This is a genomic window from Burkholderia arboris (assembly GCF_902499125.1).
In the GTDB taxonomy this organism is placed as follows: Bacteria; Pseudomonadota; Gammaproteobacteria; order Burkholderiales; family Burkholderiaceae; genus Burkholderia; species Burkholderia arboris.
The window spans coordinates 18,325-43,202 of sequence record NZ_CABVPX010000043.1 but is presented as its reverse complement, the minus strand read 5'-3'; the positions used below and the strand labels follow the sequence as shown (position 1 = coordinate 43,202).

General features: G+C 67.1%; 29 protein-coding genes. 14 read left to right on the top strand and 15 right to left on the bottom strand.

Annotated features, from left to right (window positions below; genetic code table 11):
- Positions 1 to 5: 5 nt before the first annotated feature.
- The 5 genes from BLA15945_RS34230 (at position 6) to BLA15945_RS34210 (ending at position 3,037) form a co-directional block, all read left to right on the top strand.
- Positions 6 to 1,523 carry a DUF4178 domain-containing protein gene (locus tag BLA15945_RS34230; RefSeq protein WP_174994436.1) on the top strand — a complete coding sequence of 506 codons (1,518 nt, stop codon included), beginning with the start codon at positions 6 to 8 and terminating at the stop codon, positions 1,521 to 1,523.
- Complete coding sequence (locus BLA15945_RS34225; protein WP_155291822.1) at positions 1,520 to 1,669, top strand: hypothetical protein; 150 nt, start codon at positions 1,520 to 1,522, stop codon at positions 1,667 to 1,669. Before BLA15945_RS34230 ends, BLA15945_RS34225 begins: the two co-directional genes overlap by 4 nt.
- Entirely contained in the window at positions 1,666 to 2,049 is a 384-nt protein-coding gene (gene speD, locus BLA15945_RS34220; RefSeq protein WP_059239668.1) for an adenosylmethionine decarboxylase, read from the top strand. Before BLA15945_RS34225 ends, speD begins: the two co-directional genes overlap by 4 nt.
- A gap of 44 nt (positions 2,050 to 2,093) precedes the next feature.
- Positions 2,094 to 2,462, top strand: a complete 369-nt coding sequence (locus BLA15945_RS34215; protein ID WP_226196245.1) for a hypothetical protein — start codon at positions 2,094 to 2,096, stop codon at positions 2,460 to 2,462.
- Between the two features lie 167 nt (positions 2,463 to 2,629).
- Positions 2,630 to 3,037: a RidA family protein gene (locus BLA15945_RS34210; RefSeq protein WP_059239672.1), complete on the top strand. Its 408-nt coding sequence runs from the start codon at positions 2,630 to 2,632 to the stop codon at positions 3,035 to 3,037.
- A 31-nt stretch (positions 3,038 to 3,068) separates the two neighbouring features.
- Here BLA15945_RS34210 and BLA15945_RS34205 read toward each other — a convergent pair whose 3' ends face one another.
- The 3 genes from BLA15945_RS34205 to BLA15945_RS34195 all read right to left on the bottom strand — a co-directional run bounded on the left by BLA15945_RS34205 (position 3,069) and on the right by BLA15945_RS34195 (position 5,452).
- Entirely contained in the window at positions 3,069 to 3,857 is a 789-nt protein-coding gene (locus BLA15945_RS34205; protein WP_174994435.1) for a lysozyme inhibitor LprI family protein, read from the bottom strand.
- Between the two features lie 106 nt (positions 3,858 to 3,963).
- On the bottom strand, positions 3,964 to 4,851 hold the full coding sequence (locus BLA15945_RS34200) for a DUF4261 domain-containing protein (RefSeq protein WP_059239676.1): 888 nt from the start codon (positions 4,849 to 4,851) through the stop codon (positions 3,964 to 3,966).
- A 148-nt stretch (positions 4,852 to 4,999) separates the two neighbouring features.
- A complete protein-coding gene (locus BLA15945_RS34195; RefSeq protein WP_059239678.1) occupies positions 5,000 to 5,452 on the bottom strand; it encodes a type II toxin-antitoxin system RatA family toxin in 453 nt (150 codons plus the stop codon).
- A gap of 191 nt (positions 5,453 to 5,643) precedes the next feature.
- Between BLA15945_RS34195 and BLA15945_RS34190 the strand changes: the two genes are divergently transcribed.
- Together BLA15945_RS34190 and BLA15945_RS34185 are read left to right on the top strand one after the other, a co-directional pair.
- Positions 5,644 to 6,684 (top strand): bifunctional nicotinamide-nucleotide adenylyltransferase/Nudix hydroxylase, encoded by a 1,041-nt coding sequence (locus BLA15945_RS34190; RefSeq protein ID WP_059239680.1) that lies wholly within the window; start codon positions 5,644 to 5,646, stop codon positions 6,682 to 6,684.
- Positions 6,685 to 6,757: 73 nt separating this feature from the next.
- Positions 6,758 to 8,191, top strand: a complete 1,434-nt coding sequence (locus BLA15945_RS34185; protein WP_174994434.1) for a nicotinate phosphoribosyltransferase — start codon at positions 6,758 to 6,760, stop codon at positions 8,189 to 8,191.
- A gap of 48 nt (positions 8,192 to 8,239) precedes the next feature.
- Here BLA15945_RS34185 and BLA15945_RS34180 read toward each other — a convergent pair whose 3' ends face one another.
- On the bottom strand, positions 8,240 to 9,700 hold the full coding sequence (locus tag BLA15945_RS34180) for an aminotransferase-like domain-containing protein (protein ID WP_174994433.1): 1,461 nt from the start codon (positions 9,698 to 9,700) through the stop codon (positions 8,240 to 8,242).
- 126 nt (positions 9,701 to 9,826) lie between these two features.
- On the opposite strand from BLA15945_RS34180, the gene BLA15945_RS34175 reads away from it, so the two are divergent.
- The gene (locus BLA15945_RS34175) at positions 9,827 to 10,714 is read left to right on the top strand and encodes a DMT family transporter (RefSeq protein ID WP_059239686.1); all 888 of its coding nucleotides are present in this window, start codon (positions 9,827 to 9,829) and stop codon (positions 10,712 to 10,714) included.
- A 57-nt stretch (positions 10,715 to 10,771) separates the two neighbouring features.
- On the opposite strand, the gene BLA15945_RS34170 is transcribed toward BLA15945_RS34175, so the two are convergent.
- Positions 10,772 to 11,140: a VOC family protein gene (locus BLA15945_RS34170; RefSeq protein WP_174994432.1), complete on the bottom strand. Its 369-nt coding sequence runs from the start codon at positions 11,138 to 11,140 to the stop codon at positions 10,772 to 10,774.
- Positions 11,141 to 11,217: 77 nt separating this feature from the next.
- On the opposite strand from BLA15945_RS34170, the gene BLA15945_RS34165 reads away from it, so the two are divergent.
- Positions 11,218 to 11,919, top strand: coding sequence for a helix-turn-helix transcriptional regulator (locus tag BLA15945_RS34165; RefSeq protein WP_174994431.1), 702 nt, complete (start codon positions 11,218 to 11,220; stop codon positions 11,917 to 11,919).
- An 85-nt stretch (positions 11,920 to 12,004) separates the two neighbouring features.
- Here BLA15945_RS34165 and BLA15945_RS34160 read toward each other — a convergent pair whose 3' ends face one another.
- The 6 genes from BLA15945_RS34160 to lysA all read right to left on the bottom strand — a co-directional run bounded on the left by BLA15945_RS34160 (position 12,005) and on the right by lysA (position 17,774).
- Complete coding sequence (locus BLA15945_RS34160) at positions 12,005 to 12,349, bottom strand: DUF3088 domain-containing protein (protein WP_174994430.1); 345 nt, start codon at positions 12,347 to 12,349, stop codon at positions 12,005 to 12,007.
- A 76-nt stretch (positions 12,350 to 12,425) separates the two neighbouring features.
- Entirely contained in the window at positions 12,426 to 13,607 is a 1,182-nt protein-coding gene (gene metC / locus BLA15945_RS34155) for a cystathionine beta-lyase (RefSeq protein ID WP_059239693.1), read from the bottom strand.
- Between the two features lie 50 nt (positions 13,608 to 13,657).
- Positions 13,658 to 14,383, bottom strand: a complete 726-nt coding sequence (locus tag BLA15945_RS34150; RefSeq protein WP_059240936.1) for an amino acid ABC transporter ATP-binding protein — start codon at positions 14,381 to 14,383, stop codon at positions 13,658 to 13,660.
- Positions 14,384 to 14,426: 43 nt separating this feature from the next.
- Positions 14,427 to 15,086, bottom strand: a complete 660-nt coding sequence (locus tag BLA15945_RS34145; RefSeq protein WP_059239696.1) for an amino acid ABC transporter permease — start codon at positions 15,084 to 15,086, stop codon at positions 14,427 to 14,429.
- Positions 15,087 to 15,153: 67 nt separating this feature from the next.
- Entirely contained in the window at positions 15,154 to 15,954 is an 801-nt protein-coding gene (locus tag BLA15945_RS34140; protein ID WP_174994429.1) for a transporter substrate-binding domain-containing protein, read from the bottom strand.
- 581 nt (positions 15,955 to 16,535) lie between these two features.
- Positions 16,536 to 17,774, bottom strand: a complete 1,239-nt coding sequence (gene lysA / locus BLA15945_RS34135; protein WP_174994428.1) for a diaminopimelate decarboxylase — start codon at positions 17,772 to 17,774, stop codon at positions 16,536 to 16,538.
- A gap of 109 nt (positions 17,775 to 17,883) precedes the next feature.
- On the opposite strand from lysA, the gene BLA15945_RS34130 reads away from it, so the two are divergent.
- Positions 17,884 to 18,798, top strand: a complete 915-nt coding sequence (locus BLA15945_RS34130) for a LysR family transcriptional regulator (RefSeq protein WP_174994427.1) — start codon at positions 17,884 to 17,886, stop codon at positions 18,796 to 18,798.
- A gap of 56 nt (positions 18,799 to 18,854) precedes the next feature.
- Positions 18,855 to 19,454 (top strand): GNAT family N-acetyltransferase, encoded by a 600-nt coding sequence (locus tag BLA15945_RS34125; protein ID WP_174994426.1) that lies wholly within the window; start codon positions 18,855 to 18,857, stop codon positions 19,452 to 19,454.
- Positions 19,455 to 19,546: 92 nt separating this feature from the next.
- Here BLA15945_RS34125 and BLA15945_RS34120 read toward each other — a convergent pair whose 3' ends face one another.
- The 3 genes from BLA15945_RS34120 to BLA15945_RS34110 form a co-directional block, all read right to left on the bottom strand.
- Entirely contained in the window at positions 19,547 to 20,125 is a 579-nt protein-coding gene (locus tag BLA15945_RS34120; protein ID WP_059239707.1) for a DUF4142 domain-containing protein, read from the bottom strand.
- Positions 20,126 to 20,505: 380 nt separating this feature from the next.
- On the bottom strand, positions 20,506 to 21,129 hold the full coding sequence (locus tag BLA15945_RS34115) for an HAD hydrolase-like protein (protein ID WP_059239710.1): 624 nt from the start codon (positions 21,127 to 21,129) through the stop codon (positions 20,506 to 20,508).
- 17 nt (positions 21,130 to 21,146) lie between these two features.
- Entirely contained in the window at positions 21,147 to 21,977 is an 831-nt protein-coding gene (locus tag BLA15945_RS34110) for a substrate-binding domain-containing protein (protein ID WP_174994425.1), read from the bottom strand.
- A 166-nt stretch (positions 21,978 to 22,143) separates the two neighbouring features.
- Here BLA15945_RS34110 and BLA15945_RS34105 point away from each other — a divergent pair, with 166 nt between their 5' ends.
- The 3 genes from BLA15945_RS34105 to BLA15945_RS34095 all read left to right on the top strand — a co-directional run bounded on the left by BLA15945_RS34105 (position 22,144) and on the right by BLA15945_RS34095 (position 23,480).
- Positions 22,144 to 22,566, top strand: a complete 423-nt coding sequence (locus tag BLA15945_RS34105; RefSeq protein WP_217468178.1) for a DUF4087 domain-containing protein — start codon at positions 22,144 to 22,146, stop codon at positions 22,564 to 22,566.
- A 194-nt stretch (positions 22,567 to 22,760) separates the two neighbouring features.
- On the top strand, positions 22,761 to 23,204 hold the full coding sequence (locus tag BLA15945_RS34100; protein WP_059239714.1) for a GNAT family N-acetyltransferase: 444 nt from the start codon (positions 22,761 to 22,763) through the stop codon (positions 23,202 to 23,204).
- A gap of 57 nt (positions 23,205 to 23,261) precedes the next feature.
- On the top strand, positions 23,262 to 23,480 hold the full coding sequence (locus BLA15945_RS34095; protein ID WP_006480837.1) for a DUF1653 domain-containing protein: 219 nt from the start codon (positions 23,262 to 23,264) through the stop codon (positions 23,478 to 23,480).
- 55 nt (positions 23,481 to 23,535) lie between these two features.
- Here the strand turns inward: BLA15945_RS34095 and BLA15945_RS34090 are convergent, their stop codons facing one another.
- Positions 23,536 to 24,747 (bottom strand): winged helix-turn-helix domain-containing protein, encoded by a 1,212-nt coding sequence (locus tag BLA15945_RS34090; RefSeq protein WP_174994424.1) that lies wholly within the window; start codon positions 24,745 to 24,747, stop codon positions 23,536 to 23,538.
- Positions 24,748 to 24,878 lie beyond the last annotated feature (131 nt).

The window sequence follows — 24,878 nt, the reverse complement described above, 5'->3', positions numbered from 1 at the left end:
CGCGCATGTTCAGTACCTCGTGTCCCCAGTGCGGCGCGCCGGTCGAGTTTCGCTCGGCGGCGGCCGTGATGGCCGTCTGCGCGTTCTGCCGCAGCACGCTGCTCAAGCGCGGCGCCGACGTCGAGCGGATCGGCGAGCTGGCCAGCGTGCTCGACGATGCGTCGCCGATCCAGATCGGGACGACCGGTCGCTACGGCAAGCGTGCGTTCACGGTGCTCGGCCGCATCCAGATGACCTACGACGCCGGCGCGTGGAGCGAGTGGTATGTCGTGTTCGACGACGGCGCGTTCGGCTGGCTGTCCGATGCGTCGGGCCAGTACGCGGTCACGGTGCGCGAGCCCGACGACGCGTCCGGCGGCGCGTGGCCCGGGTTCGGCACGCTCGAACCGGGCATGCGGATCGACCACGGCGGCCGCGCGTATCTGGTTTCAGACGTACGCACCGCGCGGTGCACGGGCGGCGACGGCGAGCTGCCGTTCCGCGTCGATGCGGGCTGGGAGGCGCGCGTCGTCGACCTGCGTACCGGCAACGCATTCGCGACCTACGACTATTCCGACGCCGACGCGAACGGCGGCAGCCCGGCCGTCTACACGGGCGAAGCGCTGGAGTTCGATGCGCTCGCGTTCACCGGGTTGCGCGATACGGAGAACGACACACGCGAGAAGCGCGGCGCGGAGATGGTGCCGTTCGCGTGCCCGAGTTGCGGCGCGTCGCTGTCGTATCTGCCGAACGTGGCCGACTACGTCGTGTGCGGAAGCTGCCACGCGGGCGTGCAGTGCACGGCCGAGCAGCAGACCGTGTTCGCGGCGCAGCGCAAGCTCGACTCGGTGAAGGGCGCGCTGGAACTCGGTGCGATCGGCACGTTCGACGGCGTGAAATACACGGTGATCGGCATGATGCGTTGTCGCGTGCCGGGCGATGACGAGACCTGGGACGAATACCTGCTGCTGAACCCGAAGCGCGGCTTTCTGTGGCTCGTGCAGAGCGAAGGGCGCTGGGAGCGCGTGCAGGTGCTCGACCAATGGCCGACGATCGGCAGCGAGTCCGACGTGACCGACGGCGGCAAGACCTACCGCCTGCGCGAGGAATACGACTCGGAGGTCGTCTACGTGGTCGGTGCGTTCAACTGGCGCGTGCAGGTGGGCGATCGCACGTCGATCATCGACTACGGCTGGCAGAAGGACAAGCTGACGCGCGAGCGCAGCGACGCGGAGATCGTCTGGTCGCGTGCCCGGCCGCTGTCGGGCAGCGCGCTCGCCGAACGTTTCGCTACGCCGGCGCTCGCGACGGCTGCTGCAGCGGCCGCCACGGGGGCCGCTGCGTCCACGGGCCTGTTCGGCGCGAAAGGCCCGCACAGTTTCGCGCCGCTGCCGTGGGTGTTCAGCGCGTTGCTCGTGATCTTCAACATGGGTTCGCTGTTCTCGTTCAGCGGCCGCACCGTCTACGTGCTGGTCGGCCTGCTGGTGCTGTGGCTGCCCGAATGGCTGTGGAAGGGGTTTGCGTCGGACGGGGGCAAGTCGTGATCCGGTACATCCTCTACGGCATCTACGGCCTGATCGTCGTCACGCTGTTCAGCTGCGCATCGATCGGCGGCAGCGGCTCGGGCGGCAGCGGCTGGGGCAGTTCGTCGGCCCGCAGCGGCTACTCGTCGTACGGGTCGCACAAATGACCGCGCGGGACGGGATCGAGCCGCCATGCGCGACGCTCGGCTCGCACGTGCTGGCCGATCTGACCGGCATCGATGCGGCGCTGCTGCGCGACGCCGCGCGGCTCGAAGCGATCCTCACCGGCGCCGCGCAACGGGCCGGCGCGCGCGTGATCGGCGCGCATTTCCATCACTTCGGCGGCGAGCATGGCGTGACGGGGGTCGTGCTGCTGTCCGAATCGCACATCACGATCCATACGTGGCCCGAGCATCGCTTCGCGGCCGTCGACGCGTTCATGTGCGGCGCGGCGCGCGCAGCCGAAGCGGTCGATGCGATCGCCGCGGCGCTCGGCACGCACGCACAAGTCCGGCAGCAGGTGGCGCGTGGCGGGGCGTTGACCTGAAAGGGCGTTGCACAACCGTGACCGGCATGCGTAAAAGAACCAGAATGGCCGCATCGATCGGCTTGGCGTGCTTCGTTGGCAACGTTATCGCGGAGTCGCCGCCAAAGCCGCCGGGGCCAGTCGTGATGGTCCATTTCGACTACAACGAGCGGGACAAGGCGCGGCTTCATGCGCTGGAGCAGCGGCTGGATCGCGCCGTGCGGCAGGTCGGCGCGGGCGAGCTCGGCGAGACCGAACTGCATCGCGACGGCAACGACGGCTATCTGTACTTCTATGGCGCCAGCGCCGACCGGCTGTATGCGATCGCGCGCCCGATCCTGAAATCGTCAGGATGGCTGACCGGTCTGGAAGTGACGTTGCGTCGCGAGCCGGGCGCGGAAGCATCTTCAAGGGGGGCGTCCGGCATACGCTAGCGCGTGGGCGTCCAGATGCCGCAGATCGGGCCGGAAAGTGCGCTGCTACCATTCCGGGCGCGTCGGCGGGCAAGCCATTGCGCGTGTGTTCGTCATCGGCGGCGGGCGTGTCGTCCGCGCCGACGAGCGTACGGTAAAGCCGTGTACGAGCGCCAGGGAGCGTGTCAATGATCGATCGTGAAGTGATTGTTCCGCCGACGATGCAGCGCGTCGTCGAGCGTGCGGGGTATGCGCCGGCCGTGCGGGTCGGTGCGACCGTCTACTGTGCGGGACAGGTCGGGCGCACGCCGGATCTCGATGTGATTGCCGATCCCGAGGCGCAGTTTCTCGCCTGCTGGGACAACCTGCGCACGGTGCTGGAGGCGGCCGGCTGCACGTTCGACGACGTCGTCGACATGACGACGTACCACGTCGGGTTGAGCCGGCACATGGCCGTGTTCCGCGACGTAAAGAACCGGGTGTTTCCGCGCGGGACCTGCGCGTGGACCGCGATCGGCGTAGCCGAACTCGCGCATCCCGGCCTGCTCGTGGAAATCAAGTGCGTGGCGATCAGGCGGGACGCGCCGGCGGCATGAGTGTTCGCCGCCGCGCGGGTGGCCGCGCCGGCTAGCGGTCGAACCGGAACGTCGACACGCTGTGCAGCGTCGCGTCGTCGGTGCCGACGATGCCCTGCGTCCCCGCGACGGCCGAGCGTTTGCCGTCGCTCAGCACGGCCCAGTAGCATTCGCCGCCGGCCGCGTGGAAGCCGGTTTCCGGATCGCTGATGCCGCACGTGATCGTCGCGCGCATGCCGCGCCAGCCGGGGCCGGAGAAGCGTTCGACTGCCTGCGGGATGCCGGGGCCGTACGACGTCACCCACTTGCCGTCGTCCTGCTTCACGAAGCCTGCTTCCTTCTCCGCAACCGGCTCCAGCGCGCCGTCGACGATCTCGAACGAGATGAAACTGCTGCTGTAGGTCATGTTGCGGCCGACGATCGCGACGCAATGGCCGCCGCCGCCTTCGGGGCAGGGCTTTTTCACCTGCCGGTTCGCGAGGTATTCGAACGAGATGCCGAGCGCCGGATCGCGATAGGTTTTCCAGCCCGCGTGTTTCACCTGCTTCAGCGCGGCGGTGCGGTCGCGGTACGCGGTGGCGATGCACGCGGCATCGGCGCACGCATCGCGTTGTGCGAGCCACGCGCGTTGCGACCGGATCAACGCCTGCTGGTCGGCGGCGATGCCGATCGCATCGTAGTACGCGTTCGACAGCATGCTGTCGGCCGAGACGAGCGCCTTGTCGCTGCAAATCAGGCGATCGGTGCGTGTCTTGGCGCGGGAGCAGTCGATGCTGTCGGCATGGGCCGACAACGAGAGGCCGATCGCGGCCAGCGTGAGCGCAACGCGAATGCCGAACACGGACATCTCCTCATCGGGTTGGGTCGGCGGCTGTCACGCCGCCGCCATGCGATGCCGCGCGGTTCGAGAGCCGTCTTCGATCCCGCGCCACGCATCAACATGCGTTTCAGCGATTGATTTCGTCCGCCGAGATCAGTTCGGCCACGAGCACCTGCGCGGGCCCCTGCAGGTAATACTCGTGCTCGAGCGGTTCGCGCAGCTTCATGTACGTTTCCGAGCCGATCTGCATCGTTTCGCCCGCATGCATCCGCGCACCGCTTTCCAGCAGGTAGTGCATCACGTTGTTGAAGATGCCCGAATAGCGTTCGCCTTCGTGATGGCCTGCCGCGAGCGCGGCGAAATCGGGCAGGCCGAACACGTCGGCGCCGTATGTGCGCATCCACACGCCGTCGACGCCTTCGACTTCGTACTTCACGAAGCCGCAGAAGAACAGGTTCAACGGGATGTCGCGCAGCACTTCGAGGCTTTCTTCGCCGAGTTCCTTCGCGTTGAATACGCCGGCCGGCAACGACGTGTGCGCGTGCTCGTTCAGCACCGCGAGGCCGTTCTGTTCGGCCAGCGCGCCGGCGACGGCCGCCAGCGCGACATACTGGTCGAGCGGATTCGCGTCGTGCCCGGCGTAGTAAAGGATCACGTGGCTGCGGTTCGCGCGCACCTGCTGCTTCAGGTCCTGCCCGTAGTGGGCGGGCGCGACGCACGCTTCCAGCGCGTCGGACGGATAGGGCGCATCGAAGCCGACCAGCCGGACGACGTGGTTGCCCCAGCCGGCGAGCCCGAATACCTGCTCGAGCGTCGGCTCGGTTTCGACGCGCGCCTGCTTCATGCTCGGGTGGTACGCGCGCAGCGCGGCGGTCAGCGCGGCAATATCGACCTGCAGCGGGCCGTCGAAGACGACCGCGACGCTCAGCGGGTGCTCGACGTCGGGTGCCGCGACCAGCGCGACGGGGTTTTCGGGTTCTTCTTTGCGGCCAAAGAATCGGGATATCAGGCTCATCGGATTATCTTTGTGTCGATGCCGTTACAGGCAGGCGTGCCCTGTTCTCTCGGTCAGGGCGGGCCGTCGGGATGACGGTGGCCCGTAGTTTCCCCGGGTTCGGCGAATCTGGCAAATATCCGACGGCGTGGCCGGCGGCGAGCGCCGGTCAGCGCGGCAGCGCTTCGGCCTCGGCCCAGCGCTTGAACGAATCGAGACGCCGGCGCGTCTGCACGAGATAGAACGCGCCGATCAGCGGTTCGAGCAGCCAGCGCAGCCAGGACGGCTGAGCGCGGAAGTGGTACGTGAACTTCACCTCGGTCGACCCGGGCGTGTGCTCGGTGAAGTTCCAGCTGCCGCTGAAGCGTTCGAGCACCTTCGGCCCTTCGACCATCTCGACGGCGGCAACCTGCGGCGGGCGGTAGGAGATGTAGCGCGACACCATCGTCGCGCCCGACTGGCTGCGGCAGAACGCGTCGACACCCACGTTGGCCGTCGTTCCGTCGAGCAGATAGGCGTCGGTGAGGAAGCTGTCCCACACGAGCCGCCGCGCGTAATCCTGCGACCACGTGAAGAGGCGTCTGCGATCGACGCCGACGGTCCGGCTGACTGAGATCCTCATGATGGCGGGCGCCAGGGCGCGGATTGGGATGAAATCGAGTGTAACCCGCCAAAACCTTGCGTTTCGTCAGACTTCGTCAAGTCGAGCGTGCGCTCGAATGCGCTCGATTGACGCACCTCGGGATTTCCCCTAGGATTCATTCCAACCCTTCGGGACAGACCCGGAGCGTTTCAATCTCTTGAGGGAGCCTCATGAGTACGCAACAGAACCGGCGCTTCGACGCGCTCGTTTTCATTGGTCGTTTCCAGCCTCCGCATCGTGGTCACCTGAACGTGCTGAAGTCGGCACTGAGCCGGGCCGAGCGCGTGTGCGTGCTGATCGGGTCGACCGACAAGCCCCGCACCGTCAAGGATCCGTTCTCGTTCGACGAGCGCCGCCAGATGCTGGCTTCGCTGTTCGACGCGTCCGAGCGCGACCGCGTGACGATCGCGCCGTTGCAGGATTCGACGTACAACGACGGCGACTGGGTGCGCTGGGTGCAGGAGGCCGTCGCGTCCACGCTCGGCGATATCGCGCAGCGCAAGGTCGGATTGATCGGCCACGAGAAGGACGCCACGTCGTATTACCTGCGGATGTTCCCGCAATGGGAGCTCGTCGACGTCGATGCGACGGAAGACATTTCCGCCACCGAGATCCGCGACCAGTATTTCGCCGAACGCACCAACAGCTTCGTCCAGTGGGCCGTGCCGGAACCCGTGTTCAGCTGGCTCGAGCGTTTCCGCACACAGCCGGAATTCGCGCAACTGAAGTCGGAAGCCGAATTCATCGCCGCGTATCGCAAGGCGTGGGCGGCCGCACCGTATCCGGTCACGTTCGTGACGGTCGACGCGGTGGTCGTGCACTCGGGCCATATCCTGCTCGTGCGTCGCCGCAGCGAGCCGGGCCGCGGCCTGTGGGCACTGCCGGGCGGGTTCGTGAACCAGGACGAGCGGCTCGACGCGGCCTGCATCCGCGAGCTGCGCGAGGAAACCGGCCTCAAGCTGCCGGAGCCCGTGCTGCGCGGCTCGATCAAGGATCGTCAGGTGTTCGATCACCCAACCCGCTCGCTGCGCGGTCGCACGATCACGCACGCGTGCCTGTTCAACTTCCCGACCGGCGAGCTGCCGCGCGTGAAGGGCAGCGACGACGCCGACAAGGCGCGCTGGGTGCCGCTCAACGAATTCGCGCAGATGCGCAACGTGATGTTCGAGGATCACTTCGACATCGCGTATCACTTCCTGGGGAAGCTGTGATCCGCTGATTCCCCGCATTCCGTCCGCCGCGACAGACGCGGCGGCACTTCACCGGCCTAGAGGAGCTCTAGCCATGCAAAACGATCCCGGCGGCTTTGCCGCGGTTCTCGCCAATCCGATCCTCAACACGGATTCGTACAAGGCTTCCCATTTCCTGCAGTATCCGCCCGACGCGTCGGCGATGTTCTCGTACGTCGAATCGCGCGGCGGCCGCTACGACCGCACGGTGTTCTTCGGCCTGCAGATGCTGCTGAAGGAATATCTGTGCAAGCCGGTCACGCATGCAATGATCGACGACGCGCGCGATTTCTTCACGGTGCACGGCGTGCCGTTCAACGAAGCCGGGTGGCGCCATATCGTCGAGCGCTACGACGGCTACCTGCCGGTGACGATCCGTGCGGTGGCCGAGGGCTCGGTCGTGCCGGTGCACAACGTGCTGATGACCGTCGAATGCGACGATCCGCAGGTGTTCTGGCTCGCGTCGTATCTCGAGACGATGCTGCTGCGCGTCTGGTACCCGGTGACGGTCGCGACCCGCAGCTGGCACCTGCGGCAGACGATCCGTCGCTTCCTCGAAAAGACCGACGACGATCTCGCGCAACTGCCGTTCAAGCTGCACGATTTCGGCGCGCGCGGCGTGTCGAGCGCGGAATCGGCCGCGATCGGCGGCGCCGCGCACCTCGTGAATTTCATGGGCTCGGACACGGTGCTCGGCGTGCTGGCCGCGAACCGTTTCTATCGCGAGCCGATGGCCGCGTACTCGGTGCCGGCGGCCGAGCACAGCACGATCACGTCGTGGGGGCGCGACGGCGAGGCCGATGCGTACCGGAACATGATCAACCGTTTCGGCTTGCCGGGTGCGATCGTGTCAGTCGTGTCGGACTCCTACGATCTGTTCGCCGCGCTCGATCTGTGGGGCGGCGAGCTTCGGCAGGCCGTGATCGATTCGGGGGCGACGCTCGTCGTGCGTCCCGATTCGGGCGACCCCGTGACGATCGTGCTGCAGACTGTGCGTGCGCTCGACGCGTCGTTCGGCTCGACCTTGAACGGCAAGGGGCGGCGCGTGCTGAACCGCGTGCGCGTGATCCAGGGCGACGGTGTCGACGAACAGTCGATCGAAGCGATTCTCACCGCACTCGACGAGGCGGGCTATGCGGCCGGCAACCTCGTATTCGGCATGGGCGGCGCGTTGTTGCAGCAGGTGAACCGCGACACGCAGCGCTTCGCGATGAAGTGTTCGGCGATCCGGCGCGGCGGCGTGTGGCACGACGTCCGCAAGGATCCGGTCACCGATCAGGGCAAGCGCTCGAAGAAGGGGCGGCTTACGTTGCTGCGCAATCGCCGCACCGGCGAGTATCGGACCGTGACGCTGCCGTTGGCATGGGACGACCGCGCGCTGGAAGGCGAATGGGACGAGGCGCTCGAAACGGTGTTCGATACGGGGCGCCTGCTCGTCGATACGACATTTGCCGACGTGCGGGCGAGGGCGCACGCAGGCGAGGTGTGACGCGGGCGGGGGAGGCATCGCGCGTCCCCCGCCGTTCGCTTCGCGCAGTTACGAGCCGTTCGCCTCCACGGGCACGCCGCTGCGATCGGCCGCCCGCACCGCATCCATCGCCCGCGCGAGCGCATCGAACACGGCGGGCCCCTTGCAGCGCGACACGTTGAAGCGCATGTACGACGTTGCGCCGTGCGACGGACTGAACACGTTGCCGGGCGCCAGCACGACGTCGTGATCCAGCGCATGTCGTGCGACACGCGCGGCATCGAGCCCGCCGGGCAATTCCGCCCACACGAACAGGCCGCCGCGCGGCTCCGTCCAGATCCCCAGCCCGGCCCGCGTGAGGCGTCGGATCGTTTCGCCCATCGCATCCGCGAGACGCGCGCGCAGGCTGTCGAGATGGCGACGGTACGTGCCGTCGATCAGCAGCCGGTGCACGACGTTCGCACCGATCTGCGCATTGCCGAACGACGTCGCGAGCTTCAGGTCGACGAGCGCGTCGATCCATTCCGGGCGTGCGGCGACGAAGCCGCAGCGGATCGCGGCCGACAGCGTCTTCGAGAAGCTGCCGATCGACACGACGCGCGACAGCCCGTCGAACGCCGCGAGGCGCGGCGCGGGCGTGCTCTCGAAATCCGCGAAGATGTCGTCCTCGACGATCAGCAGTCCGTGCTCGGCGGCGAGCGTCAGCAGCCGGTGCGCGACGGGAGGCGCAAGCGTCGCGCCGGTCGGGTTGTGCAGCGCTGAGTTGGTGATGTACAGGCGCGGGCGGTGTTCGACGAGCACCTGCTCGAAGCGCGCGAGATCGGGACCGTCCGGCGTATACGGAACGCTGACGATCCGCGCGCGGTGTGCACGCAGCAGTGCCTGGAAGTTGAAGTAGCACGGATCGTCGAGTACGACCGTGTCGCCCGGTTCCAGCAGCAGGCGGCACACGAGGTCGAGCGCATGCGTGCCGCCGTCGGTCAGCATGATCTGCGCGGGTTCCGCGTGCACGCCGTGCTGCGCGAGCCGCCACGCGAGCTGCTGGCGCAGCGCGGGCAGGCCGAGCGGCGTCGCGTAGTCGGTCAGCGCGTCGGCATCGTCGCGCGACACGGCGCGCAGCGCGCGGCGCAGGCTCTCGTCCGGCAGCCACGACGGCGGCAGCCAGCCGCAGCCGGGCTTCACCGACGTGGGTGCCGCCTCGAGCGACTGGCGCGACAGCCACAGCGGATCGAGTTCACGATCGAGGCGCGGGCCGAGATCGGCGAGCGCGAGCGGCGGCGCGTGGCCCGACACGTAAAAACCCGAGCCGCGCCGCGCGACCAGCACGCCTTCGCTCGCGAGCCGTTCGTAAGCGTCGACGACCGTCGATTTCGACACGCGCAGACTGTCGGCCATCATCCGGATCGACGGCACGCGTGCGCCGGGCATCAGCGCGCGGCTCGCGATGCGCGCGCGCAGGGTGTCCATCACGGTTTCGACGCGCGTGCGCGACGCGGCGGGCGGAACGGGAGGCGGGACGGTTTGGCTCATGGCGAAGAATGAACTGTACGGCCGGTTGTCCAGTACAGTTTGTCCGAATTGTATTGGGCTGTAGCTTACGCGCTTTTTGCGGGCGGCGGATCATCGGTCATCCACCTTTCCCGTTCAGGATTTACCGTGCAGAAAACGACCGACGGATGGCTCAGCGGCCTGCTGGGCGTGATCATCTTCAGTGGCTCGCTGCCCGCGACGCGTGTCGCGGTGCAGGGGCTCGATCCGCTGTTCCTCACCTTTGCGCGCGCGACGATCGCCGGTGTGCTCGGCCTGCTGCTGCTCGTCGTGCTGAAGCAGCGGCGGCCGACGCGGGCCGAGGCCGTGTCGCTGGCCATCGTCGCGCTCGGCGTCGTGGTCGGCTTTCCGTTGCTGACGGCGCTGGCGCTGAAGCACGTGACGTCCGCGCATGCGATCGTGTTCGTCGGGCTGCTGCCGCTCGCGACCGCATTGTTCGGCGTGTGGCGCGGCGGCGAACGGCCGCGGCTGCCGTTCTGGATCTTTTCGATCGTCGGCAGCGGTGCGGTGGCCGCGTTTGCGCTGCGCAACGGCGGGCAGGCATCGGTGGTCGGCGATGCGCTGATGCTGGCGGCGATCGTCGCGTGCGGGCTCGGCTACGCGGAAGGCGCGCGCCTGTCGCGCCAGCTCGGGGGCTGGCAGGTGATCTCGTGGGCGCTCGTGCTGTCGCTGCCGCTGATGGCGCCGCTCACGTGGCTCACGTGGCCCGCGTCGTTCGACGGCGTCGACGCCGCCGCGTTGTGGGGGCTTGCGTACGTGTCGCTGTTCAGCATGCTGATCGGCTTCGTGTTCTGGTATCGCGGGCTTGCGCTCGGCGGGATCGCCGGCGTCGGCCAGCTGCAGCTGCTGCAGCCGTTCTTCGGCTTCCTGCTGGCGGCCGGCCTGCTGCACGAGACGGTGCCGCCGTCGATGGTCGTCGTGACGGTCGTCGTGGTCGGTTGCGTGGCGGGCGCGAAGTATTTCTCGAAGATGGCGCCCGTGCAGCGCGCGGGGTGACGGGCGAGCCGGAACGCAGGCGCGGGCGCGACCGGCGGACGGTCTGCCCGCGTTCGTCTACTTGTCCGGCATGCACACGCGCAACCGGTGGCCGTCCGGATCGAGCGCGACGAACGTCAATCCGAACACGGCCGTCATCGGCGGCTGTTCGAACGGCACGCCGAGCGCCTTCCACGCTTCGTACAGGCGTTCGACTTCGCGCTCGTCGTCAGCCATGAACGCCAGCTCGGAACGATGGCCGGTGCCGCCCGATACGAAATCGCGTGCGCCGGTCGACCACAGGCCCAGATGCAGCCCGTTGTCGAACGTGAAGGCGGCGTAGGCCGGAAACGCGGCGACGGGCGGGCGCCCGAGCAGGCGCTCGTAGAACTGCGCGCTGCGTGTCGGGTCGTCGACATACAGCAGAACGAGATTCGGGGAAGTCATGCGGAGCCGTCCTGGTATCGATTAAGATGCGTCCCATTCTATGAACGGATGCTGTCAGAAAATGGCAGCATTGAACGATGACGCGCGCCGAACGATTGCTCTCGCTATTGCAGCTGCTGCGACGCCACCGCCTCCCGGTGAGCGGTCGCGTGCTGGCCGAAGCACTCGGCATTAGCCTGCGCACGGTCTATCGCGACATCGCGTCGCTGCAGGCGCAGGGGGCGGACATTGCAGGCGAGCCAGGTGTCGGCTACGTACTGCGTGCCGGTTTCATGCTGCCGCCGCTGATGTTTTCGCAATCCGAACTCGAAGCGCTGATGCTCGGTTTTCGATGGGTCGGGAAGTTCGCCGATGCGCAGCTCACGACGGCTGCATCCGATGCGCTTGCGAAGATCTCCGCCGTACTGCCGGCCGACCTGCGCCGCGAGATGGAGTGCACGACGCTGCTCGTCGGGCCGCGCACGGTCGAGGATCGGGAGACCATCGACATGGGTGCCGTGCGCGCGGCGATCCGTTCCGAGAGCAAGATCCGGATCCGATATGCGGGTGAAGGCCGCCAGGCGAGCGACGAACGGATCGTGTGGCCATTCGCGCTCGGCTATTTCAACGACGTGCGGATTCTGGCGGCGTGGTGCGAAGGTCGGAACGACTTCCGGCATTTCCGGACCGATCGTATCGTCGAGCTGGAACGGCTGGATCTGCGTTACCCGCGGCGGCGCGCGGCGTTGCTGAAGGCGTGGCGCGCGGCGGGGGCCGACGTTCGGGTGACGGTGAGGTAATGCGCGGGCGGTGACGGGGCGTAGAGCGGGCCGCGCATCGCGCGCCCCGTTCCGTGCGGCCGGGCGGCCGCACGCGCCGGTGTGCTTATGCGACGTGCGCCACGCCGTACTGTGCCGACAGGTATCGCCGGATATCGGCGGGCGAATCGATGAAGCGCCGGCCGTTGTGCTCGCGAATCGCGAGGGTGTCGTCGCTCGGTGCCTGTCCGTCGCCGAGCACGAGCACGGGCGCCGACTGGTTGTCCGCGCCGATCAGCGTGACGATCGGCTGGCGCGGACGCGGTGCGTCGATGTATTCGACGTCAATGGCGTCGCGCAACTGCGGATAGAAACTCAGCAGCCCTTCGACGGAAACTGAATCGCCGCAGTAGAACGGACCTTCGGAGTCCTTGAAGAAGCCCGGGCGAAGAATGAACAGCGTGTCTTTCATGATGGTCTCGCTATGACAGAGGGAAAAACGCCGAAGAAAACCTGATGCGGGGGGGGATGCGTGACGTCGCCGGATGTCACGCTTCCGCGAGTGCGGCGGCGCGCATTCTCGCGAAGCCGGCGGCGAGGTCGGCAATCATGTCGTCTGGATGCTCGAGCCCTGCATGAATCCGCAGCAGCGGGCCGGCTGCCTCCCATTGGGTGGCGGTACGGTGGCGTGACGGATTGGACGGGACGATCAGGCTTTCGAAGCCGCCCCAGCTATACCCCATGCCGAAGCAGGTCATGCCGTCGAGCAGCGCGCGCACGGCTTCGTCGGCCTGCGGATGCAGCACTACACCGAACAACCCGCACGCGCCCGTGAAATCGCGCTGCCACAGCGCGTGGCCCGCGTCGCCGGGGCGCGCCGGATAGAGGATCCGCGCGACTTCCGGCTGCTGCGAGAGCCAGTCGGTCAGCACGTGTGCGTTGCGCTGGTGCCGCTCGAGCCGGACCGACAGCGTACGCAGGCCGCGCAGCGCGAGATACGCGTCGTCACCGCTGACGGTCATTCCGAGTTGCCGGTAGAAGCGCGTGACTTTCGGCGCGAGCGCCTCGGTCGTCAGGATCGCCCCCATCAACACGTCGGAGTGCCCGGCGATGTATTTGGTCGCGGCGTGAATCGACACGTCGACACCGTGCGAGAACGAGCGGAAGTTCAGCGGCGTGCCCCAGGTGTTGTCGAGCAGCACGACTGCGCCGTGCTCGTGCGCGGCGCGACTGATGGCCGGAATATCCTGCACTTCGAAAGTCAGCGAGCCCGGCGATTCGGCGAATACCGCGCGCGTGTTCGGTCGCATCAGCGACGCGATGTTCGCGCCGATAGCCGGATCGTAGTAAGTCGTCTCGATGCCGAGGCGCGCCAGCGTTTCGTCGCAGAACGACCGGGTCGGGTCGTACACGGAATCGGCCATCAGCAGATGGTCGCCCGGATTCAGCACAGCAAGCAGTGCAGTCGTGATCGCACTGAGGCCGCTTGGCGTCAGCAGCGCGGCGTGTGCGCCCTCGAGCCGCGCGAGCGCTTTCTCGAGCGCGCGCGTGGTCGGGCTGCCATGACGCCCGTACGCGAGCGGCGTGCCGCGTACGGCGTCGAGCGCGTCGGTGCCGTGAAAGAGCAACGTCGACTGGCGATAGACGGGCGGGTTTACCGGCGATCCGGGCTGGCCGTGTGCGCGGCCTTCATGGGCGAGAACGGTATCGGTCGAATGCAGGGGGTTCAAGATGTCTCCTTGGGGTGTCGATCAATCGAAGCGGGGCAGCTGTCGCGCGGTCAATGCAGGATCTTGTCGAGGAAGTCGCGCGCGCGTTCGGAGCGCGGTGACGCGAAGAACCGGTCGCTGGCCGCATCCTCGACCACCGCGCCCTGGTCCATGAAGATCACGCGATGCGCAACCTTCCGTGCGAAGCCCATTTCATGCGTCACGCAGACCATCGTCATGCCTTCGCGCGCGAGCTCGACCATCACGTCGAGCACTTCGTTGATCATCTCGGGATCGAGCGCGGAGGTCGGTTCGTCGAACAGCATCGCGACCGGGTTCATCGACAGCGCGCGCGCGATCGCGACGCGCTGCTGCTGCCCGCCGGACAACTGCCCCGGATACTTGTGCGCGTGTGCCTTCAGGCCGACACGATCGAGCAGCTTCATGCCGTTTTCGACGGCCTCGTCCTTGCGGCGGCCGAGCACCTTGATCTGCGCCAGCGTCAGGTTGTCGGTGATCGACAGGTGCGGAAACAGCTCGAAATGCTGGAACACCATGCCGACGCGGGCGCGCAACTGCGCAAGCTTCGCGGCGGGATCGCCGAGCCGCGTGCCGTCGACCGTGATGCTGCCTTTCTGGAACGGTTCGAGGCCGTTGATCGTCTTGATCAGCGTCGATTTGCCCGAGCCCGACGGCCCGCACACGACGACCACTTCGCCCTTCGAGACTGCGGCGCTGCATGCCGACAGCACCTGGTGCTTGCCATACCATTTCGATACGTTGTCGAGCGTAATCATGTTCTGTCCGTCGATGGAGTTCATGTGAGTGCCGGATACGCGTTCAATGCGTGGACGGCAGCGCGAGGCGCGTCTCGACGCGACCCTGAAGCCGCGTGAGCAGCGTGCTGAGGACCCAGTAGATCGCGGCGGCAGCGAGATAGAGCGGCAGCGGCTGGAACGTCGCGGCGATCACTTCCTGCGTCGAGCGCAGCAATTCGGTGACGGTGATCACGGAGACCAGCGACGTGTCCTTGATCAGGCTGATCAGCGTGTTGCCGAGGCTCGGCACCGCGAGGCGCAGCGCTTGCGGGCAGACGATGTAGCGCAGCGTCTGCACGTGCGTGAGACCGAGACTGTGTGCGGCGGCCCATTGCCCGCGCCCGATGCCGAGAATCGCACCGCGCATGCTTTCGGACAGGTAGGCGCCCGCATTGAGCGTCAGCGTGAAGATGCCGGCCGTCGTGGGGTCGAGGGTGATGCCGAGATCGGGCAGTCCGTAGTAGACGACGAACATCTGCACGAGCAGCGGCGTGCCGCGCATCAGGCTGACGTAGCCTTGCGCGAGGCTGGCGGCAAGCCGGTTGCTGCCGATGCGCATGATCGCGATCACGAGCCCGACGACGAGGCCCAGCGCCATCGACGCGACGGCGAACTTCAGCGTGAGCATGGCGCCCTTGACCATCACGGGCAGCGTATGAATGACCAGTTGGAGTGCTTCCATTGCGTGTCTCCTGATTGTGTGCCGGACGGCCCGCGCGTTCGTGCGCGCGGGCGCGGGGCGGGCTGCGTTATTGCGTCACCGGCTTGGTCGTGTCCGTGCCGAACCACTGCATCGAGATCTTCTTCAGCGTGCCGTCCTGCTGCAGCGATGCCACTGCGTCGTCGATCGCCTTCGCGAATTTCGGATTGCCCTTGCGGAACGGGATGCCCATCCGGTCCTCGCCGCCCGCGAGCACGGAACCCGGGCGCAGCGGCAGGTGGGAGTTCTTGATCAGGTAATTGAGCATCAGGCGATCGTTGACCGCCGCGTCGAGCCGGCCGGCGGCGAGGTCGCGCAGGTTTTCCGGCGTGCCGGGGTAGACCTGCAGGTCGATCGCGGGCACGGTCTTGACCAGGTCGACGTAGTTGCTGCCCATCGTCACGCCGACCTTCTTGCCTTTCAGCTCGTCGAGCGACTTGAATGCGCGCGCATCGTTTTGCCGTTGCAACAGTTGCGCGGACGAATACACGTACGGCGCGCTGAAGTCGAGCGCCTGCTGGCGCGACGGCGTGATTGCGACCTGGTTGACGATCACGTCGAACTTGCCGGCCTGCAGGCCCGCAAGAATCCCGCTCCATTCGGTCGTCACGAACTGCGGCTTCACGCCGAGGCGGGTGGCAACCGCCTTCGCGACGTCGACGTCGAAGCCTTCGAGCTGACCGTCGGCATTGCGGTAGTCGAACGGCGGGTAGGTGCCTTCCAGTGCGATCTTCAGCACGCCGGCCTGCTTGACGGTGTCGAGCAGGTCGGCTGCGTGCGACGACGCGGCCGCGATGCAGAGGAGGGCGGCCGCGATGCCTTGCTTGAACGTCGGGGTGAAGTGCTTCATGGTTGTCTCCGGGGTTGTTGTCGAAAATTCAGGGTGTGCAACGCCGCGGCGACGGGCAGCGTCGCCGTGGGCGGGAAGTCGGTGAAGCCGTGAGGCGCGGCGAGTGTCGTGGCTCGCCGTGCGCGATGCCGTGCGTTACGGCATGCGTTCGGGCGCGATGAAGGACCGGTGCGCGTGCGGAGCGGAGCGGCCGGCGCGCGAGCCGTGGCGAAGGCCGGCGTGCGCGGCGAAGCGTTCAAGCGTGCGATTCATGATTGCCCGTACAGCATTGCGAGTGTGGTGGACCGGATGCATCGCAGATGCGTATCCGGCGACAGGAATGCGGTGCGACTGAGGGCAATCTTAGTTTTGTCAAAAGGGAATGTGTTTCCAAAGATGCGTGCACTTTTCACGCGACGTGGAATGTTTTTCTCTGCGTGCGAAAGGTGGCGCATGCGATCTGCTGCGGTTGCGCGTGATGGGAGGGAGGCGGTGCTACGGCACGCGCCGGCGGTTGCTCCGGGCTGCGATCCAGAAGCAAAACGGCCAGGCTGCCGGTAGTGGCAAGCCTGGCCGTTGGCCTTCGTCGCGAAGGATGCGTGTTACTCGAACGTCTCGAGCGCAAGCAGTTCTTCAATGGTCTGCCGGCGGCGGATCAACCGCGGCGCGCCATGATCGACGAGCACTTCCGGCGCGAGCGGCCGGCTGTTGTAGTTCGAGGACATCGATGCGCCGTATGCGCCCGCGTCGTGCAGGAACAGCAGGTCGCCGATCTGCGGTTGCGGGAGCTTGCGGTGCGTGACCACGCCGCCCGCGTCCTGCGTGAACACGTCGCCCGATTCGCACAGCGGCCCCGCGATCGCGAGATCGACGGCCGGCCGGCCGGCGGGCAGCGCGCCGTCGTGCGCATGCACGGATACCGCGTGGTAGCTGCCGTACATCGACGGACGCATCAGGTCGTTGAAGCCCGCGTCGATCAGCACGAAATCATGCTTCGGCCGGCGGTTCACGGCCTGCACCTCGGTGACGAGCGTGCCGGCTTCCGCGACGAGGAAGCGGCCCGGTTCGATCTCGATGCGCACCGGGTGGCCGAGGTGACGTTCGATCCGCTTGCGCGCGGCGTCCCACTGGCTGAAATAGTGACCGACGTCGACACGCGGCTCGCCGTCGCGATACGGGATCGACAGTCCGCCGCCGGCCGAAATCGCGTCGATGTCATGGCCGAGCGACGTGACGAGGTCGACCATTGCATCGCAGACCTGCGACAGGTGGCCGTAGTCGACGCCCGAGCCGATGTGCATGTGGATGCCGACGAGCTTCAGCCCGTACTGGCGCACGATCTCGATCGCGCGCGGCACGTCGTCGATCCAGATGCCGTGCTTGCTTTGCGGGCCGCCGGTGTTGGTCTTGTTGCTGTGGCCGTGGCCGAAGCCGGGGTTGACGCGCAGCCACACGCGGTGGCCCGGCGCGTGCTCGCCGATGCGCGCGAGCATGTCGAGCGAACCGGCGTTGACGGTCACGCCATGCTTCAGCACCGCCGCGAGCGTCGGGCGGTCGATCAGGTCGGCCGTGAACACGACGCCTTCCGGCTCGCCGGCCGGGCTGAAGCCCGCTGCGAGGCTGCGCTCGATTTCGCCGAGCGACACGGCGTCGACGCACGCGCCTGCTTCGCGCATCAGCTTCAGGATATGGATGTTCGAGTTCGCCTTCTGCGCATAGCGGATCACGTCGAACTGGCGCAGTTGGGCGATGCGGTCGCGGATGACGTCGGCGTCGTACACCCACAGCGGGGTGCCGTATTGCTGCGCGAGCGTCGCGAGCTGGCGGGAATCGAGGGACATGGCGGATGAATCGGATCGAAAGAACAGATAGCGTGGATGATGCACCTGATCGCCTATACAGTAAAATGCCTGTTTATCCAAACACGATTCATTTCTGATATAGAAGATCATGCTGACGCACCGTCATATCGAAGTGTTTCGCGCGCTGATGGTCACCGGCAGCACGACGCGCGCGGCCGAGATGCTGTACACGTCGCAGCCGACGGTCAGCCGCGAGCTCGCGCGGATGGAGCAGGTCGTCGGCTTCGCGCTGTTCGAGCGCACGCACGGCCGGCTGCGGCCGACGATGGCCGCGCTGACGCTGTTCGACGACGTGCGGCTCGCGTATGTGGGGCTCGAACGCGTGGCGGCAACGGCCGCGCGCCTGCGCGAGTTTCGCGACGGCCAGCTGTCGGTGATCGCGCTGCCGGCGTTCTCGCACGCGATCCTGCCCGGCGCGTGCCGGCGTTTTCACGAGGCCCATACGGGCGTCAGCGTGTCGGTCGCGACCCAGGAATCGCCGGTGCTCGAAGAATGGCTGACCGCGCAGCGTTACGACCTCGGGCTGACCGAGCATGACGTCGCGCCGGCCGGCACCGTGCTCACGCCGCTGCTCGAAGTGGATGAAGTGTGCGTGCTGCCCGACGGCCATCCGCTGCTCGCGCAGGACGCGATCGATCTGCTGGATCTCGCCGATCGACCGTTCGTGAGCCTGTCGCTGAACGATCCGTACCGCATCCTGATCGACGAGGCTTTCGCACAACTCGGCGTCGCGCCGCGCTCGGTGGTCGACACGCCGTCGGCCGTGTCGGTGTGTGCGTTCGTGCGGCAGGGGCTCGGCGCCGCGATCGTCAATCCGCTGACCGCGCTCGATTTCGTCGGGCGCGACCTGCACGTGCGGCCGCTCACGCGGTCGTTTCCGTACCGGGTCAGCGTGATCGTGCCCGAGCACCGGCCGAAGAGCCTGCTCGTCGATGCGTTCGCCGATGCGCTGCGCGGCGAAGCGAAGGCGATCCGGCGCAGGCTTGCCGCACACCTCGGCTAGCGGCACCGTATGATGGGCGTTTCGCCGCCATCGTCCTCACTTTCCGGAATCTCGTCATGACCGCCGCATCGTCTGCCCTCGAACCACCGACTCTCACCGGCGAACGCGTCGTCCTGCGGCCGCTCGACCGATCCGACCGGCAGGCGCTGCTGGACGCTGCGGCCGACGGCGAGTTGTGGAACCTCAAGGTCACGGTCGTGCCGGGCGCGGAGACGGTCGACGCGTATATCGATACGGCATTGCAGGGGCGCGCGGCCGGCACCGTGATGCCGTTCGTGATCGTCGATCGCGCATCGGGCCGCGTGATCGGCAGCACGCGCTTCTGGAAGGTCGACCGCAAGAACCGCAAGCTCGAGATCGGCCATACGTGGCTGAGCGAATCGGCGCAGCGCACGCGCGCGAATACCGAAGCGAAGCGGTTGCTGCTGGCCTATGCGTTCGACACGCTGCAGTGCGTGCGCGTGCAGTTCACGACGGACGAACTGAACGAGAAATCGCGTGCGGCGATCCTGCGGCTCGGGGCAAAACAGGAAGGCATCGTGCGTCACGAGCGGATCATGCCCGACGGCCGCAAGCGCAATTCGGTGCGCTTCAGCATCATCGACGACGAATGGCCGGAGGTGCGTGCGCGACTTGAGGCGAAGCTCGTGACGTAACGTGTGACGTGCATCGCGCTACCGGCAGGGGAGGCGGCAGCGCGACGACGGGGAAGCGGTGCGCCGCGCACGGAGCGCGGCGCTGCATCGCGTTACTGCGCCGATGCGAGGTGGTGACGTTGCGCGAGCTTCTGCGCGTCTGCGTAGTGCGCCTGCAGGATCGGCAGCGACTGGCGAGCGACTTCCTTCAGCTTCGTGTCGCGGCCCGACGCGATTTCGGCCTGGAATGCCGAGATCGCCTTCTGCTGGCCGGCGAGTGCGACCTGCTCGATATACGCCTTGTCGAACTCGGCGCCGCGCAGGTTCTTGATGCTGCCGAGCACGGCCGTGTCCGGGTCGTTGGCCGGCACGTCGACGCCGCGCGGGCTTGCCGCGCGCATCGCCTGGATGATCTTTTCATCGTCGGTCGACACGCGTTGCGCGAACGCCTTGACCTGGCTGTCCGACGTGCGCGCATCGGCGATGCGTGCGGCGTCGTGCTGCGTCGACACGGTCTTCGTGCCGTCCGTGATGAAGGCCTGGTCGGCTTCGTGGATGCGCGTCGCGGCTGCGGCGGGCGCAGCAGGCGTGGCCGGTGCCGGTTGTGCGGTTTGCGCGGTCGCCGTCACGGCGACGAGAAGCAGGCCAGCGGCAGACAATGCAAGGCGCGAGATTTGGGGAAAGCGGTTCATGAGACCTCCTTTCGATCGGGGCTCTGGTTGAAAAACGGATCGTGTGATCCGTCGCTGTGCGAGAGACCGGGCGCGCCCGGGCCGGATTCGACCGCCGCTCTGCCGCGGCGCCGGTCGAAGTGTTTCCCGGCCCGACTGATTCTAGGAGAGCGGTCGGGTAGCAGGTGCAACCGTGCTGTGGCTTGTGTAACCGATGGTAAGACGAATCGATGCGCTCACCCGCGGGCAGGTATTGCGTACCTGATGTGCACGCAATGGCGGCAATTTTTGCGCGCGTGGGGCGCATGCAATGCATGCGATGTGCGCACGTGCCGTCTGCATTGGAGGTGTCGTGCACGTCGAGCGACGTGTCGGGGCATGCCTGCGACGCGCGAGAGGCGTCACACGCGATCGAGCAGTGCGTCGAGGCGCGGCAGCAACGGCGTTGCGCAATGTGCCTGCAATGCTTCGGGCGCGGTGTAGCCCCACGCGACGCCCTGGAACGCGATGTGTGCGCGCCGCGCGGCCTCGGCATCGCGGATTTCGTCGCCGACATACAGCACGTCGTCGGCGCGCATGCCGGCCTCGCGAACCAGCGCGCGCAGACGACGTGCCTTGCCGAACAGCGGAATGCCGCAGGCGAAATGATCGACGCGGCGGCAAGCGCGCGTGCCGAGCCGGTCGCGCACGATGTCTTCGGTATTCGACGTGGCGATCGCGATGCGGATGCCGCGCATCGCGAGCGCGTCGAACGTTTCATCGACGCCGGGGAACAGCATCACTTGCGCGACGCGCGGCTGCATCAGCCGGCGCATGTCGATCGTTACGCGCGGCACCTTCCACATCGGCACGTCGAGCGCGCGGATGATGTCGCGCGCCGACATCCCGCGCAGCGCGGGACGCAGTTCGGGGGTGGCGTCGCGAAAGCCGTGCAGGCGCGACGCTTCCGACAGCGCCGCGAGAAAGCTGTCGAGCGAATCGGCGAGCGTGCCGTCGAAGTCGAATGCGATGAGGCGGTAGGGCATGAAGCGATGTGGCAGGTTCATTGGGCGGGTGACATTGTCACCGAATCGAGACCCGTTGCCCGCACCGTCGCTTGCGCCTGCGGCGAAGCGAGATAGTCGAGCAGCTTCTTCGCATCCTCCGGATGATCGGCGCCGACCGGAATGCCGCCGGCGAAACGCGTGACCGACTGCACGGATTCAGGTACCTTGCCCGCATACGTGACGCCCGGCACCGGCAGCAGTTCGCTGACCTGCTGGAAGCCGATTTCATAGTCGCCGGTCGCAACGACGGACGCAACCGGGATACGCGGCACCTTCTTCGCCTTCGGCTTCACCTGCTCCTCGACGCCGAGCTTCCGGAACATTTCCTTCTCGACGTAGACGCCGCTCGCGCTGTCCGAATACGCGACCGATTTCGCGTGCAGCAGCACGTCCTTCAGCTGGTCGACGGTGCCGATGTCGGGCTTCGGCGCGCCGGCGCGCACGACCATGCCGATCCGCGAATCGGCAAGCTCGACGCGTGACGCGGGAATCACCTTGCCTTCCTCGATCAGCTGGTCGAGCGCATAGCCGACCATGATCAGCACGTCGGCCTTCTCGCCGCGCGCGAGGCGGTTCGGGATCGCTTCCTTCGACTCGCCCATCGACGGGCCGGAGATCGTGTCGAGCGTGTCGCCGGATGAAGCGGTGAAACCGGGGCCCAGTTGCTTGTACGCGGCCGTGAAGCCGCCGGAGATCATCACGCGCAACTCGGCTGCATCGGCCGGCAAGGTAGCGGACGCGAGCGCGGCGGCGGCGAGCCAGAGCGCGGCGCGGCGCGCGAGGGAATGGCGGGGGGCAGCGGCGGTGAGTGCGGCTTGGGCGCGCATGGGCGTGTCTCCTTCCAGTCTGTCTTTGTCGGGGTGCGCGGTCGCGAATGATCGGCACGGGCTACATGATCTACCGAAATGCGTGCGGGTGCCGCGCGGCGTGCGCATGTTGCCGGCTGGCGCGCGACGCGGGAAGGAAAGCCCGGTATGCTGTCCGGCGTCCGCGATGGCGGTTTCCCGATGCTTGTTCCTGCCTGAATTCGATCACATGACAATCGCTCGTGCCCGTTGTGCGATGTGGGCGCTTGGCGCGACCCTCGCGTTGACCGCCGCTACGGAAGTGGCCGCGGCCCCGGTAAAACGCTGCGGATGGCTCGAGAATCCGACGCCGGCCAACTGGTGGCTGGTCGACAAGGACGGCAGCTGGACATTGTCGACCATGGGCAACGAGCCGGTGCCGGGCCTCGATGAGATGCCCGACATGTCGAAGCACGGCTGGGTCGTCACCAATGCGGGGATGCACGGCTATGGCTGCGCATGCCTCGATCTGGAGATCGATCCGCGTACGCGCGAGGTGACAAGGATCGCGGCAGCGAAGCCGCTTCCGCTGAAGCGTTGCAAGGCCGACAAGACGTTGCCGGCGCCGTAACGAGCGGAGAGGGAGGCCGCGCTACTCGCCGTGATAGCGACAAGAAACGATGCCGATCTGATGGTCATCGGCGTCGTGGCCCCGGCGGTTCGTGCCGGCGTTCAGCCGCAGCGGATGGGTGGCGTCCCTTGTCCCCAGCACCACAGCGCGGTATCGTCGAAGCTTCGCCTTCCACCCCCGACCGGAGAACAGCCGTGCCCGCAGCCGCCCCCGCCATGCTGAGATTTTCCACCGACAAGCGCGAACTCGACATCGACGCGATCTACGACTTCCTGCATCGCGACGCATACTGGTCGCAGGGCATTCCGCGCGACGTGGTCGAGAAGGCGATCGAGGGTTCACTGTGCTTCGGCGCGTACGTCGGCGACCGGCTCGTCGGGTTCGCGCGGCTCGTCACCGATCACGCGACGTTCGCATACCTGTGCGACGTGTTCGTGCTGCCGGCCGAACGCGGCAACGGCTACGGGCGCGCGCTGATCGACCATGTATTCGCGCAGGACATGGTGCAGCGGCTGCGTCGCATCATGCTCGTGACGACCGACGCGCACGAGCTGTACCGGCCGGTCGGCTTCGGGCCGTCCGCGAACCCCGAGCGGCTGATGGAGATCCGCCGCCCCGACATCTACGCGAAACACTGACGCGCGGCGCAGCGCATACAATACGCGCTTTCCGTTTTTGCCGAAGAGAAGCACACCATGACCGAACAGGAAGCCGAACAGCTCGCGACGCATCGTCACTACAAGGGCGGGCTGTACCGCTACATCGGCGTTGCCCGCCATTCCGAAACCGAGGAATCGGTGGTCGTGTACGAGCATCTGTGGCCGCATGCGCGCGGGCTGTGGGTGCGGCCGGAAGCGATGTTCAACGGCAATCTCGAAGACGGCACGCCGCGCTTCCGCAAGCTGCGCGACTGATCGGCTCCCGGCAGCGCGCGCTGCCGGGAGGGCCGGCTGCGCGAACGCTCCCCCGTTACGCGCCGGCCAGCGCCTGCATCAACTCGGGTGGCGCATGCTTGACCGTCACCGCCGGCGTGCCGTGCCACGCCGCGAGTTTCTTCACGGCCTTCGCGACGTCGGCCGCGAGCCCCGTGCCGAAGCGCACGCCCGGCTCGACATGCACCGCTTTCAGTTCGAACGTGCCCAGCGTGCGATGCGCTTTCGCATCGACGCGGCCGACCAGCCGGCCGCGATGCAGCACGGGCAGGCAGAAATAACCGTAGCGCCGCTTGGGTTCGGGCGTATAGCACTCGATCGTGTAGTCGAAACCGAACAGCGTCGATGCGCGCCGCCGGTCCCAGACGACCGGATCGAACGGTGACAGCAGCGTCGTGACCGTCGAGCGCAGCGTGTCGGCCTCGGCGGCCGGCAGCAACGCTTCGAGCGAGCGGTGCACGTAGGCCGGTTCCTGCCAGTCGTCGATCTGCACCGGGATCAGGTCGCCTGCGTCCGCGAGCCGCTCCAGCTCCACACGGTACGAACGGCGCGGCAGCCGGTAGTAGTCGGCCACCCAGTCCGCGCGCACGACGCCGAGCGCGCGGCATGTGTAGTCGAGCAACGCCGGCAGGACGGCATCGCGCGGCGGCAGGTCACGCGTGTCGTCCCAGCCAGGCAGCACGCGCTCGCGCACGTCGTACACGCGCTGGAAATTGCGGCGTTCCGATACCATCAGGTCGCCCGTCGTGAACAGTACCTCCAGGTGCTGTTTCTCCGGCTTGCGATCCCACCAGCCGTTGCCCTTCGCGCCATCCTCGCGCACGAAGTCGGCCGACCGCACCGGGCCGCCTTCGCGAATCCGCGCGAGCAGCCGCTCGATGTCGGGACGATTCTGCTCGTGCCATTCGGCCGCGTATTTCCAGCCCATCCCCGACGGATCGAGCATCTTGTAGCGCATCAGCCCGAATTGCTCGACCGGCAGGAAACACGCTTCGTGCGACCAGTATTCGAACAGGCGCGCCTCGGCGAGGTGTTCGTCGAGCCACTGCGGCGAGTAGTCGCCAAGGCGGCTGAACAGCACGAGATACGGGCTGCGGGCGACGACATGGATGGTGTCGATCTGCAACTGCGCCATCCGGCGGATCGTGTCGAGCACGTCGGGCTTGGTCGCCTTGCGGCGGGGCGGTGTCAGCAGGCCCTGCGCGGCGAGATGCAGCGCGCGGGCGGCGGCGGGCGAGAGCGTAAGCATCGGAAGGGCGGTCGAGGGTGACGATCGGGGACCACTTTAGCGCGAAAGCGGCGCGCGCGTGCGACGCGCCGCTGCAACGCGTCTGACAATGGTTGACAGATGCGTTTCGCAAGTTTCCCTATAGTGCAGTT